The organism is Paenibacillus thermotolerans (assembly GCF_028745515.1).
In the GTDB taxonomy this organism is placed as follows: Bacteria; Bacillota; Bacilli; order Paenibacillales; family YIM-B00363; genus Paenibacillus_AE; species Paenibacillus_AE thermotolerans.
Genome location: NZ_JAQZSG010000012.1, coordinates 40,064 through 54,008 on the forward strand (window position 1 = coordinate 40,064; position 13,945 = coordinate 54,008).

General features: G+C 51.4%; 11 protein-coding genes. 8 read left to right on the top strand and 3 right to left on the bottom strand.

What is annotated here, in order from left to right; all coding sequences use genetic code 11:
• The first annotated feature begins 6 nt into the window (after window positions 1–6).
• On the top strand, window positions 7–6,645 hold the full coding sequence (locus PT964_RS11990) for a hypothetical protein (RefSeq protein WP_274363588.1): 6,639 nt from the start codon (window positions 7–9) through the stop codon (window positions 6,643–6,645).
• 334 nt (window positions 6,646–6,979) lie between these two features.
• Here PT964_RS11990 and PT964_RS11995 read toward each other — a convergent pair whose 3' ends face one another.
• A complete protein-coding gene (locus PT964_RS11995; RefSeq protein ID WP_274363589.1) occupies window positions 6,980–7,123 on the bottom strand; it encodes a hypothetical protein in 144 nt (47 codons plus the stop codon).
• 186 nt (window positions 7,124–7,309) lie between these two features.
• On the opposite strand from PT964_RS11995, the gene PT964_RS12000 reads away from it, so the two are divergent.
• From PT964_RS12000 to PT964_RS12010, 3 genes are all read left to right on the top strand, one after another.
• Entirely contained in the window at window positions 7,310–8,410 is a 1,101-nt protein-coding gene (locus PT964_RS12000) for a quinone-dependent dihydroorotate dehydrogenase (protein ID WP_274363590.1), read from the top strand.
• Between the two features lie 66 nt (window positions 8,411–8,476).
• A complete protein-coding gene (yjbM, locus tag PT964_RS12005; RefSeq protein WP_274363591.1) occupies window positions 8,477–9,283 on the top strand; it encodes a GTP diphosphokinase in 807 nt (268 codons plus the stop codon).
• The gene (locus tag PT964_RS12010; RefSeq protein ID WP_274363592.1) at window positions 9,280–9,717 is read left to right on the top strand and encodes a DUF309 domain-containing protein; all 438 of its coding nucleotides are present in this window, start codon (window positions 9,280–9,282) and stop codon (window positions 9,715–9,717) included. Before yjbM ends, PT964_RS12010 begins: the two co-directional genes overlap by 4 nt.
• A 56-nt stretch (window positions 9,718–9,773) precedes the next feature.
• Here PT964_RS12010 and PT964_RS12015 read toward each other — a convergent pair whose 3' ends face one another.
• On the bottom strand, window positions 9,774–10,247 hold the full coding sequence (locus PT964_RS12015; protein ID WP_274363593.1) for a PCYCGC motif-containing (lipo)protein: 474 nt from the start codon (window positions 10,245–10,247) through the stop codon (window positions 9,774–9,776).
• On the bottom strand, window positions 10,244–10,804 hold the full coding sequence (locus PT964_RS12020) for a thioredoxin family protein (RefSeq protein WP_274363594.1): 561 nt from the start codon (window positions 10,802–10,804) through the stop codon (window positions 10,244–10,246). Before PT964_RS12020 ends, PT964_RS12015 begins: the two co-directional genes overlap by 4 nt.
• A 119-nt stretch (window positions 10,805–10,923) precedes the next feature.
• Here PT964_RS12020 and PT964_RS12025 point away from each other — a divergent pair, with 119 nt between their 5' ends.
• From PT964_RS12025 to PT964_RS12040, 4 genes are all read left to right on the top strand, one after another.
• On the top strand, window positions 10,924–11,673 hold the full coding sequence (locus tag PT964_RS12025; RefSeq protein ID WP_274363595.1) for a pseudouridine synthase: 750 nt from the start codon (window positions 10,924–10,926) through the stop codon (window positions 11,671–11,673).
• An 84-nt stretch (window positions 11,674–11,757) separates the two neighbouring features.
• Complete coding sequence (locus tag PT964_RS12030; RefSeq protein ID WP_274363596.1) at window positions 11,758–12,849, top strand: hypothetical protein; 1,092 nt, start codon at window positions 11,758–11,760, stop codon at window positions 12,847–12,849.
• Window positions 12,850–12,960: 111 nt separating this feature from the next.
• On the top strand, window positions 12,961–13,245 hold the full coding sequence (locus PT964_RS12035) for a YciI family protein (RefSeq protein ID WP_274363597.1): 285 nt from the start codon (window positions 12,961–12,963) through the stop codon (window positions 13,243–13,245).
• 110 nt (window positions 13,246–13,355) lie between these two features.
• Window positions 13,356–13,940 carry a CBO0543 family protein gene (locus tag PT964_RS12040; protein WP_274363598.1) on the top strand — a complete coding sequence of 195 codons (585 nt, stop codon included), beginning with the start codon at window positions 13,356–13,358 and terminating at the stop codon, window positions 13,938–13,940.
• The last annotated feature ends 5 nt before the right edge of the window (window positions 13,941–13,945 follow it).

Here is a 13,945-nt window from a genome sequence, read left to right on the forward strand (position 1 = left end):
GGTATGGTGAACAGTGCGGTTTCGTTCATGGACCCGGCAAGACTTGTAGGAACGGTAGACCCGGCAGCGACGGCGGCCATGCTTCAGAATGCGGGGCAAATTAGAGAAGAGAATGAGCAGCTTCTAGCGAATTTATATAGCGGACAGCCTAATCCCAATTTAGGCGTAACGAACAATGAAGAGTTTGCTCAGTATGCAAGCAATGTGGATCGTCTCGCGGATGTTGTCGCGACCCAGGCGGTTCAGCAAGGCGTGCTTTCTCCTCAACAAGTAAGCCAGATTTCACGACAAGCAGGCGTTCCGATCAACACCAACGCCGCCCCGCTTGCACTGACTCCTGCGCAGCAACAGCAAGCGGCTCGGCTTGAGCAGCAAATGCAGCGGCAAAGGCAGCAAACCCAGCAGCAGCTGCAACAAAATCAACAACAAAATCAGACATTGCTAAATGAAATTACGAATCGGCAACAACAGCAAAGCCAGCAAAATCAGCAAGCGCAAAACCGGATCGCCCAACAGGCGGAACAAAATTATGTGAGCCGGTTGAACGAAGAGCAGAGGCAGCAGTTTAATCAAAACAAGACGCAAATCAATACTCCGGCGCCTGTCGTTACGACCCCACCTGTAACGACCCCACCGGTAACAACGCCGCCCGTCGTAACGCCGGTTCCGCCGGTCGTGACATTGGTGACGCCTGCCGGCCATGTAAATATCGGGGATTCCATCGTTGCGGGAAGCAGCCTTCCGGGTACCCTCTATTTGGTACCGGAGAACATAAATGCAAGCGTATCGGCATTTGAAGCGGCTGTATCCTCCAATACGGCAAAGAAGGCCATTCAGCAATCGGTTCCGAGTAGCGTAACGTTCAGTACGGCCGGTTTGCCTGCGGGCAATTATGTCGTATTCGCAGTGGCGAACGGAGCAAACGGAATTTCTGCGAAGTCTTCTGTTTATAACTTGGTAGTGGCAGTACCGACGAAGCCGGAATCAGTTACGTTCGTTGATACGGATTCTAGTGACGGCAAAATCGGAGGAACCGTTCGGATTGCCCGCGCAATGGACGAGAAGTATGTGACAGGGTATCAATTGTATTGGGGAAACGCCGTCGGCGACATTTTGGCCAACGCATCGACCGGCGGTTTAATTGCGAATGTCAGCAAGACAGGAACATCATCGTATGTGGAATACGCAATTCCTAACGGAACAAGCATTCCTTCCGGGGCGGGAACGATTTTGGCCTTCTCAGTGAACGGCGCTGTGAAATCGGTGAACGCAGCATGGACCTCGTTGATTGACCTGAAGCCGGTTCCCGGAAACCCATCGGCGCCTCGCGGAATCGAGTTTATTGACATGAATCCGGCAGAGGGCAAACTTAGCGGCACTGTTCGCATTTTCCGCGCGTTGGATGAATCCAACCTTACCGGTTATGAGCTGCATTGGGGAGACGCCAATGGAAACCTGCTCGGCGCAAGCTCGTTCATAGCGTCTGTTAACAAGGCGGGGGCTGCCGAATATGCCATTTACGAAATTCCGGGCGACTTGACGATTCCGAACGGCGCGAAAAAGCTGATCGCGTTCTCCGCTAATGGCAGCATCAGATTGGATGCGAAAGCGGAAATCGACATTCACGATAGTGTATATGGGGCGTACAATCCTTACGTTGCATATGAAGGCGTCTCGTTGATGAAAGAGGGAAAAGTAAGCCTTCAGGTAACGGTAAATAAGCCTGCTACGCTTTATGTTATGCCGATGGACGATCTGATAGGGACTTCCCCAGTCTTGCCGAATTTAGAAACGCTAATTGTCCAAGCGAAAGCGAAGGTAACGGTTGGGGCCGGCAGAACGGTCATCGAACCGACGCTTCCGGTCGGCAGATTTGTAATCTATGCGGCGGATGCCGATGGGAATATTTCGTACCCGTCAAGGGATTTTTATGTTGTCGACAAGGATGCAGCATTGTCTTCCATTACCGGTAAGATAACATTGCCGCAATCGGTATCGCACCCGGTGACCCTTGCTATTGAAGGCTATTTGAACAGCGGTGGGCCGGGTTCGGTTCCTTATCTATCATATGTTTATGTGATCGTTCCGGCGGGGAGCAAGGAAGCTTCGTTTACGCTGCCTGTCTATTCGGGCGATGCAAATTACATGCTTCAATACTTCCTGTATGAATATACCTCGGAAACCGAGCGCTGGGTTCCCTACAATATTTTGGCCGGAACGTACGCGGCGGGCAGCAGCGGGGTACAGGTCAATATTGTGACGGGTGTCAAGCTTTCGGGCGATGTTTCGGTGTCGGCAGAGAACCGGGACAGCACAAAGCCGGTGTATGTAGTGCTGCGGATCCGCAACGAAACTTATGATTTAGGACATAGGATGCAAGCGGTGCCGGGCGGTTCGCCGGTTCATTATGAATTTGTCGTTCCGCAAGGTGACGGGTATCAACTATCTTACAACGTTCCGGAAGAAAGCAGCTTCGGCAAAAATGATGGCGATTTGACCGTTCCGAGCTTGACCGGAAACGATGTCACCTTAGACGTAACGGTTCCCGGGAAACAATTCTACGATCCGTATGAGCCACGCTTGATCGAATTTAACGACATAGACACAGCAACGGGTAGAATCGCGGGGACGGTTAAAATTATAGGAAATAACTTCGCTCAATCCGGCATCGTTTTGTATTGGGGTGACGGAGAAGGCAACAAGTTGCCGGGAATGGAGCCGATCGCAACGATCCAAGGTGCGGGAATCGTGTCTTATTTGTTGCCGGCAGTTACGATTCCGACAGGGGCCGAAAGCTTAGTAGCGTTCACGGTGAACGGCCCGAAAACATCCGTTTCATCGGTTTACCAAACGATTGTCGATCTGGTCGAACTGGAGAAGACGAGCGCTTCTCTGAGTGATTCGAACCCGCTCTCCGGAAAATTATCAGGAAATATTGAAATTATTCGCGGAGCTGAAGATCAGGCCGCGACAAGCTTCAGACTGTACTGGGGTACGCCGTGGAACACAAAAGCTTCCGAAACTATGATTGCCGAGACGGTGATAACAGGCAATTACACGAATTATTCACTTGACGATGCGGCAATTCCGGCGGGTGCGGCGAACATTTTGGCATATCCGATTGTAGACTCTGTCGAAGCCTCGGTGCCGCGGGTTTCGCCGATTTATGACGATGCTTCGGAATCAAGAGAGGATAATAGTGTAACGCTCGAAGCCGAGTTGAAGGCGACGCAAGTAACAAGCACTGAAGACGGAAAGCTGGTTGGTGGAGACAAGGTTTCCATTTACTTCAACTCGATCGACTATACGGACGACGCTAATTTGGCTGCTATCGAAGATGCTTTCGATGCCGCATTTGGGGTTGAAGGTGTATTTACAGCTTCCCGTCCGCCTGTGCCGGAATTGTTCTATAGTGTGGATTTGGTAGTAAAAGCAGGGGTTGAGCTCGACATTTCGGAGGCAAAAACCGTGCTGCTGCCGGTCGGCGCGGCAGGGAACGTTGGGGTGCTTCGATTCGTAATCAGCGATGCGCTAGCCCCGGTGCCTTCCGCTGTGATTGTCGGCTACGATGAGGAGTATGGCTTCAAAATCAATTTCAACGTGAAAGATGCTGTCATTGAGGATGCACGCCTGATAAACTGGATCGGCGAGACGTTCGTTCGGGCGAAGGTAGATGGCGTCTACTACTATATTTCGTTCTACGATGGCGAATATGATACTTATTTTTATGTTACGAAAATGTCGGCTAAGCCCGATTCTTTATCGGTTTGGGTTGCTGCGGAAGGAATGTATGCTCCCGATGTATTGATGTCGTTCGGCACAAGCGTTGCACCGTACTACGATATAAAGGCCAGAGCGGGTATCGGCAACCAGTGGCTTGCCCTGGATGCTTATCAAGGGGATACTCCGAATGATATTACAATCCAATGGAGCGGAATCACGAATGCGGCGAAGTACGAAGTATATTTAAACGGCTTGAAACAGTCGGAGACGGAATACACGTTCTATTCGTTTGAAAATCAATCGCCGGGTGAAAAGCAAATTGATGTCAAGGCGTTAGATGAAAACGGCGGAATTATTGCTAGTCAATCGATTACGTATTTTCTGATTCCTTCGATTGAAGGCTTCGAGTATCACGCAGAGGAGAACTCCATTGCGTGGACTCCAGTCGATGGTGCGGTGAAATATGTTCTCGAAAGCGATGCAATTGGGTACATTCCGGTTGAAGTTTCGGCGAATGAGTATAATTTTGAAAGTTCTCTAAGCGTCGGAACGGGGTATTCGGTCTACATTGGAGCGGTGGATGCCCTCGGCGCCACGATTGCCGAAGGTATGTATTGGTTCGTTGGGCAGCGGTTTATTACGGATTTCCAAGTACAATATCCGACGATCAGTTGGACTTCTATGGGCGAGGATAAGGTTGAGGTCATTTATCCTGAATTTTATAATGCCAAGCCGGTAACGGGAGAAGGCCCTCAAACTTACACGCTTGGAGAAATGGCGCCAGGGACGTACGATATCCAGGTAAGCTTGATCAAAAATTATTTGGTGATTGCACGTAGTGTGGCAACCATTACTGTTCCTGAAGTCGAGCCTGATCATACGCCGCCGACCGTCGTATACTTGGGAACATCGACGGTTGTCGTTAAAAACGAGTGGAATGTGTACGTTTCGGAGCCCGGCCGCCTGTATGTCGGACGATCGGATGTAATTTCCGATGAGATGGCAAGTGACGGATTTGACTTGAGCGATCTGGAAAACGTAGAAGCTTTTACATTGCTCAAAGACGTTGATGCAGGTGTAAATACGATTCCCACCGATGCAATTGAAGCAGGGGACAGTTATCAATTTATCGCGGTAGACGAGAATGGCAATCTTTCAGTGCCGTCCGAAAAATTCTGGACTTTGTCAGCGGAAAGCACCGTAAAAACGATCAGCGGAACGGTTACCTTACCGGAGGCTTCCGGCCCCGAGGGGGCGATCATTAAGATCGTAGCGAAACAATCCGACTACAACGCTGAATACCATAATGTTTGGATTAAACCGGGAGAAGACACCGCTTCTTATTCGGTCATCATCGTTGACGGTTACAGCAATTATAGCGTCGGATACGAGGTGATGTCCCCCGATTCTAACCCAGTCCGATGGGTTGCTTCGTGGGTCTTGCTGGATTCGGATGGGGTAGAGCTGCGATTCCCACCTGACTCGACGGATATCAACGTTTCAGTACAGAAAGGTGCGCTTGTCTCCGGGACAATTGAGCTGTCTGCGCAATACAGGGATCCTGATGCGGAAGCCGTTGTTGTAGTTACTGTCGATAACGGACAACTGAATGTGACGAAGGCATTCAGTGTGCTGCCGGGACAACCGATTGATTATTCAATGGTCGTACCATTCGGTACGGAATACACGCTGCAATATAACATGGCAGGCGAAACTAACGTTTGGTTTTATACTTCTAGCGGCACAGGCTATACTTCCAACCCTTATGATGCGGAGCCGCTAGTATTTAATCAAGACAGCGATGTGACAACTGTAGATTTAATCGTTCCGGCGAAAACGGATAACGTAACCGGCATTCAAGTGACGAGAGCAAATTTAAGCTCGATTGCGCTTAAATTTGATTTATATCAGCCGCAGACGAAGTATAGGCTTGATTTATACAAAGGTTCTGTCATGCTGGATTCGGATATTCGAATTACTCCGTCGGACCAGACAGCGGTTGTAGTTGAAGCCGGGGATATTGCACTTGACACGACTTTAGCCCCCAATGTCGAATATAAACTTGTTGTAACAGCATATGGTCTTAATGATAGCGACTATATGAGGCCGATCGGCAGCGGATTCGTGAAGTTTACATTCGGCTCCGACATTCATGCAATGGCGGATGTGTATGCAAAGTCCGCGGTAGTGAAGTGGAACCCGGTGTTCGGGGCGGATTCGTATCGCTTGACGGTGAATAACGGTATGCCGTTCACAATTGGGAAATCGGAATGGGAGCTCGTGGACCTGATTCCAGAGACCGATTATTCCGTTGTGATCGAATCGGTCGGCGGCACGACACAGTCCAAAACGATTGCCTTCACAACGCCTTCGACGGCCAATCCGACAGTGACGGAAGCGACGTATGGGTATAACGAAACGTTCGGTCCCGTACTTATCTACAATGTAACGTGGGATGCCGTTCCCGGCGCTGTAAACTATAAAGTAACGTTCAATGGCATTAGCAGTATCGTAACGAACTTAACTACGACGACGTTGGAAAATGTGAAATATGGGCAGGCGAACACCATAGAAGTTATTGCATTGGACATCGATGGCGCCGTTGTTTCCAGAGACAAGCAACAATGGGTGACGGAAAGCTATGCCGAAGTTCCTGACGTCGCAATCTATTCGGGCAGTGACGGACCGTACTCATGGATGGATATTGAATGGTCGGAGTATTCGGGGGCAACGGAATATCGAGTGTTTGTCGACGGCGTTTTATATGAATCCGTGACCGACCTTGCAAATTTGTATTGCGAATTGGAAGGGGTCAGCTTCGGTCATATGTACATGATTAGAATCGAGGCGTGGAACGGCGGTACGATGCCGGCCGCTGTAACGGAAATGCCGCACATCCCTTATCCGACCATGTATTTATGATGACAGGGATAGCTATTTTCGATGCACATGAGATAGCAACACTATGAGTTGCTAATGGCTTGTTTTTCGCGTTGTACAGGAAAATAGCCATACTATAAGTTACTAATGACCCCAAAAGCTCGGTCAAAGAGGTAGAAATCGGGAAATAGCAACTCCAGGTGTTGCTAAAAAATTTGAGACCACAGTTTTGGGCCGAATAGCAACCTGTAGTGTTACTGCTTTCAGCTGGGGAGGTTTAATCTGCGGCCCTCGGTTCACAGAACTGAGGGCCTTCTTTTTCGTTATAAAAAACGGAGTGACTGCCATTGCGGCAGTCACTCCGTTTTTTATAGCATCAATTATTCGTAAATACGACCAGCACGGCAAGAATAACAATAAGTGCGCCGACGGCGATGGCAGTGTATTGGAGCGCTTTCTTGTTGGATTCGTTCTTCTTATCCGGCTTGCGGACCGGGGGAGTCGTTTTCCACTTAGCCATAAATAATCTCTCCCTGCAGCATATGATAACGTCTATGCCTATATTGTAAACGTTTCATTACACCCAATCAACGGCTTGTTTTTGGGGGGCGAGCGGCCATTTTCGGTTTGTTCGCTTTCTTTTTGTTGGAAAAATATTTACACTATTACTGTTGACTGTTTAAGGTGAAACGGGGAAATCAAATTTATGCTGTATACGAAAATTGCGAAACCGCTGCTGTTTAAACTCGATCCGGAACGCGCTCACCACCTGACGGTCGGCGGATTAAGCCGCGCCGCGCGAATACCGGGCGCGCTTGCGGCGCTTCGCGCCATATACCGAGCTCCGGAGGCTTCGCCGGAGCTCGAATCGACATTGTGCGGGCTGCGCTTCCCGCACCCGATCGGCTTGTCGGCCGGGCTCGACAAGAACGGCAGCGCGGCGGACGGCTTCGCCGCGATCGGCTTCGGCTTCGTGGAGGTCGGCACGGTAACGCCGAAGGCGCAGCCGGGCAACGACACGCCGCGGCTGTTTCGCCTCCCGCCGGACCAAGCCCTTATCAATCGGATGGGCTTTAACAATGTCGGGGCGGAAGCGATGGCGCGCAATTTGGCGCACACGAACTTGTCCGTGCCGCTGCTGATCAACATCGGCAAAAACAAGACAACGCCCAACGAGCTGGCGCATGAGGATTATACGGCGAATTTGCGCATTCTGTACGACCGCGGCGACGCGTTCGTCGTGAATGTCAGCTCGCCGAATACGCCCGGGCTGCGCAGTCTGCAGCACGGGGAAGAGATGCGGCGGCTGCTCGAAGCCGTCGTAGAAGAACGGGCTGTGCAAGCGCAGCGCCATGAGCAAGGGCCGAAGCTGAAGCCGATCTTTGTGAAAATCGCGCCGGACCTTACGCCGGAGGAGCTGCAGGGAACCGTGGAAGCGGTGATGGCAGCCGGAGTAGACGGCATCATTGCTACTAATACGACGCTTTCTCGAGAGGGACTGACGCACGCGAATCGAAGCGAATCGGGCGGATTAAGCGGCAAGCCGCTGAAGGAACGCTCTACGGCCATCATCCGCGACGTGTACCGGCTGACGGACGGAAAGCTGCCGATCATCGGCTCGGGGGGTATTTTTACCGCAGATGACGCATATGAAAAGATACGGGCCGGAGCCTCGCTGGTTCAGGTATATACGGCCCTTGTATACGAAGGTCCGGGGCTTGTCCGCACGCTTGCGGACGGTCTTCGTAACCGGCTGAAGGCGGACGGCTTCAAGCACCTTTCCGAAGCGGTAGGGCGCGACGCCTAAGCGCAGTCGGCTTGTCTCCGGCCGGACGGACTAGTTTTAAGGCAGACGGCAATTGGAGGTAACGCAATGGACGGAAGAGATTGGGGAAAGTTCTTGATTCCGTATGAACAAGCGGTGGAAGAGCTGAAGGTTAAGTTTAAATCCATGCGCCTGGAAATGAAGAAGCGTGAGGAATACTCGCCGATCGAGTTTGTCACAGGCCGAATCAAGAAAGTTTCGAGCATATTGGAGAAAGCGAAGAGGCTCGACGTGCCGATGGATAAGCTCGAAGAAGGAATTGAAGATATTGCGGGCATCCGCATTATGTGCCAGTTTGTCGAAGACATCGAGATTATGATGCAGTCGATCCGGGAGCGCAAGGATATGAAGGTGCTCTACGAGAAGGATTATATTCGCAACAACAAGCCGAGCGGCTATCGAAGCTACCATATGATCGTGGAATATCCGGTGCAGACGGCGCTCGGCATGAAGAAAATTTTGGCGGAAATTCAAATCCGGACGCTGGCGATGAATTTCTGGGCTACGATCGAGCATTCGCTCAGCTACAAATTCAAGAAGAACCTCCCGGAGCATATCCAAGAGCGGCTGCAGCGCGCCGCCGAGGCCGCATTTCGGCTGGATGAGGAAATGTCGTCCATCCGTGAGGAAATCGTCGAGGCGCAGAAGCTGTTTGAAGACCAATCGGTGCTGGTCGCCCAAATTTTGCACGATATTCAGCAGTTGTACTTTTACAATATGGCCAAGGAAGCAAGCCAATTTCAAGAGCGCTTCACGGATTTATGGGGAACCGAAGACAGCTGGAGAGTGAGAGATTTGGCTGAGGAGATTCGTTCCGCGCTGTTGGCCGCCAAGAAGGAGAGCCGTGGAACGTGACGAATGCCGCTGCTACGCAAGAAACATATTACGACCCGCTTTACGTCGCTTTTTTATATTACTTTAATGTGGAGCGGGATTATTTCGAATGTCACGAGGTGATGGAGGCGCTGTGGCTCGAGGAGGGGCGGGACCCGCTCTACCAAGGCCTGCTTCAAGTCGCCGTTGGTTTATACCATCACCGCGGAGGCAATATCGACGGCGGCGTCAAGCTGCTGACCGCAGCGATCGCCAAGCTGGAGGAGCGGGAGCCGGAACTGCTCGGCATCCGCTTAGACCGGCTGGTTCAGGACGCAAGGCGACATCTCGCAAATTTGAAGCGGCACGACACCGTTCCGTTTCCGTTTCGCGACCTCGATATCGAAATTGCCGATCCGTCTCTTAGCAAACAGGTGGCCGCCTTCGTGCCTCCTGAAAGCGATGAAGGGCACTAAACGAACAAAATAACGGCTCCCTCCCGATTATTTTCAGGAGAGAGCCGTTTTATTGATTATGCGCCGCCGTATGTGGCGTCGATATAAGCTTTAATTTCGTCCGCGCTTTTGCCTTCATCGGCCATCTTGACCGCGTCACGCACCTCCATGAGGCAGACGCCGCACATGGCGCTGTGGTCGGTCCATTTGACGCCGTCCGCAGTTTGCTCAGCAATGTAGCATCTATACAACGAATCATGCGGGTCGTCGTACTCCATGCAGCCGCAGTAGCAGTACAATTCGGAAAGCAAATCCTTATGAAGAGCGGCTTTGGCGTAAAGGTCCTTCGTAGTGGGCGAATAATGATCCAAGAACGAGGGAAGCACATCGATGGAAGCGGTCGTTTCGTACTTCTCGGCATCCTCCGTATGTCCCTCGTGCCCGCCGCCGCTTTCGCCGGCATTGCCTTGGGAGCCGCTGCCGCAGCCCGACAATACAAACAAGACAATCAGCGAGACAGCGAAGATGCTCCATGCTTTGCGGCTGCTCATGACGAGGCCTTGTCCTTATATTTGGCGAAGAAATCTTTAAACGTCGCTTCCGTATTCGTATCGTTGCCTTCGATCAAACCGCCTTCGATGCGGTCCTTTTCCACTCCGTCCTCGTAATAAACCAGCGTAGGCGTATACACTATGTTATACTTGGCGAATGAATCCTGATACACCTCGAGGTTGAATTGCGGTACGTTCACCCCGGCATCCGCGATCATCGGCTTAAGCTTGGGCGTCGTTTCAAGACAGAACGGGCAGGTGGACGAGAAGAAATAAACGAAGAACGATTCCTTGTCTTGTATTTTTTGTTCCAATTGCGCGGGCAAAATAATGTTCTGATAATTCGGGTCGTCCAACAGCTTGCGCGTCGCGCTCGAAAGCTGAGATTTAGGAATGCCGTAGACGTTATCGCTCTCGGCGCGCTGCGTCTGGGCGTTAACGAACGCCAGCAGCCCGACGAGTACGGCAAACACCACTACATAAACGATCAATTTGCGGGTAATAATCGGCTTTGATCTTGATTTTGATTTCGAGTTGGATTTCGGGTTAGATTTCATCAAGTCCCCCCACTTTCTGCGAATGTTTTATCTCAAAATTGTTACTATTATACTACATCAAGCGGACAGGAACTATGGATGAAATATGAAAATCGGACAAAATGGCGGAGGGTAACGGCATGGCAAACGGCAAGCAGCGGCTTGACAAAATATTGACGCATATCGGCCGCGGCACGAGAAGCGAAATCAGGAGAGCGGTTAAAAATAAAGAGGTGACGGTAAACGGAAAGGTTGCGACGGACAGCGGGATGCAGGTTAACCCGGATGAGGATGTCATCCTCTTTAACGGGGAGCGAATCCGTTACCGCGAGTTTATTTATTTGATGATGAATAAGCCGGCGGGCTGCGTTTCCGCAACCGAGGACCGGCGGGACCGCACGGTGGTCGAGCTGCTGGCGCCCGATCAGGCCGCCTTCGATCCGTTCCCGGTCGGGCGGCTCGATAAAGATACGGAAGGGCTTCTGCTGCTTACGAACAACGGGCAGCTCGCTCATCGGCTGCTTTCTCCTAAGAAGCACGTTCCCAAAACGTATTTCGCGGAGGTGGCGGGCCATGTAACCGAGGAGGACGGCGCCGCATTCGAGCGGGGAGTGACGCTGGACGACGGGTATGTAACGCTGCCGGCGCAGCTTCGCATATTATCGGTCGAGGAAAGCTCCGGGGCATGGCGGTCGCGGATCGAGCTGACGATTACGGAAGGCAAATTTCACCAGGTGAAGCGAATGTTTGAAGCGGTCGGCAAGAAGGTCGTCTATTTGAAACGATTGTCCATGGGCAGCCTTCGCTTGGACGAGCGGCTCGAGCTTGGGCAAGTGCGGGAGCTGACGGAAGAGGAGCTTGCCGCGCTCCTGACCTACGGAAGCAAATGAATATCACGCTCAGTATACCTCTAACAATATAAGGGAACCCTATGTCTTGTTTGCTTTAGTCTAACGAGCTGGAGGGTGCGAACTGTGACCAATATTGTAATGCGGCCGGATTTAAAAACGGCGGGCGGGGAAATTCACGATATTCTCATTAACGGACGGTACGCAGGCAGCATGACCCTTGTGTATCGGGAAGGCGATCGCATCGGGGGCTCGGTGCAGCTGGACCGTACGTCCATCTCTGCGAAGGAAAAACACCGTGTTGTGCGCTATGTGCAAAACTACATTCAAGATTTGATTGTTGCCGTTCGTGCGGCCGATTGCGACGTTGTCGTCACGAACAGCCCGTACGATCACATCATTGCGACGGACCGCGACGAGCTGGGCCAAGCGAAGGAAATGGACGACGACGCGCAAACCGATTATGAGCTCGATGACCTGGCGGAGGATTGGGAAGAGGGCGACGTGCTGCTGTTCGACGACGATGACGGCGATGACGACGATGAAGTTCTCGGCGACGATCCGGGGGACATCGACCGGATCGAGATGAGGCAGCCGGCGGTTTACGAGCTTGTGATCGTCGGGGAGCAGCGCAATAAAGTGGAGTACCACGTTTACGACCAAAATAAGATTTGGGTGGCGGAAGCGTTCTTTAAGCTCCGCGGCCTGGCATGTACCGGCGAAATCAATTTCATGGTCCATCCCGACGACGAAGAAATCGAAGCGGTGACCGATCTTGTCGTTTCCGATTTTGATGAAAATGAGGTCGACGAGTTCAAGATCAGCGTCAAGCATAAAGGCAAAGAAATCGAAACGATCGAGCTGACGCACGAGGATTTGCTCGATTTGCAGGAGTATGAAGCGGACGGCGATCGGATGGGCGACGAGTTTACGGTGACGCTGGCAAGGGACGACGGCGACATGCTGACGTATGAAATTTATAATCAGGCGAAGGGCGGCTTGCCGATCGGAACGGCTACCGTCGATATCGCGAACCGGCAGCTTTCCGGCTTTATGGATTTCCGGGAGCTGTGCTCCGAGGAGGAACGCGAGACGATCGCTACGCTGCTGATGCGGGAGCTGGACAAAGAGAAGGATTTCAAAGAGCTGAACTTGTCGGTGCTTCACCGGAATGAAAAGATCGACGAGATGCATTTTGAAAGCGAACAAGTGCATTGACTGCTCCGTTAACAAAGCTTGCCGGAGGCGACGCAAACGCCCGGCGAGCTTTTCTTTTGGCCGAAGATGCGGTATATTCCGTAGTAAACCGATGTGGAAGGGGCTGCAGCAATGAGCGGCAAAAAGTATTATGTCGTATTTTTACCGATGCTGGATGAGCAGAAAAGCGCGGAATACCGGCCGGCGCATTTGGACTATTTGGCGAAGCTCCGGGATGAGGGGCACATTTTTTCGTATGGGCGGTTTTTGGACGGTTGGGGCGGCATGGTCATTTATATTGCCGATCGCGAAGAGCAGGTGAAGGACTGGGTGCTGAACGATCCGTATATCGTACATAACGCCCGTCGTTACGAAATTCGCGAGTGGGCGATGACGAAAGGCAATCTGGAGGGGTAAACCTCCTCCTGAGCGAAAAAGCGCTCCCTGATCGGCGATCGGGGGCGCTTTTATTATACATATTTCCAATTAGTAAGGGGGAGATTACCGATATAAGGATGGTGACCGGTGTGCCGGAAGAACAAAGAAGGGCCTTAGACCGCATTGTAGACTTGCAAATCGAACATACGAACCTGTGGAACGATTATTGGAACCGTTATTCCGGCTTTCAGACGTGGCCGTTTTGGGTGCATGCCGCGATGACGATCGTACCGCTGATCGTTCTATTCTTTGCAATCGATAAAAGAAGAGCGCTGCAAATCGGCTTTTACGGGTTTAACGTCCACGCTTGGTACGCTTACTTAGACGTACTTGGAGTCAAATACGGATTATGGGAGTATCCGTATCAATTGTATGCGCCGATGCCGATCACCCTCAGCCTGGACACTTCGTTCGTGCCTGTCGCTTATATGCTTGCGTATCAATGGACGATTACCCGTCAAAAAAATTACTATTTGTATGTCGGCTTGCTGTCGGCTGCGTTTGCGTTCGGATTTAAGCCGATTTATTCGTATTTCGACTTTATATTGCTGATGCGCGGAACTAACTACTTTACTCTTTTTGCCGGATACGTCGTGATTATGCTTCTTTCGAAATGGATCACGAACTTGTTCGTATACTGGGCGGAAAAGAAAGAAAACATCACCTATGTGTAGGCGAA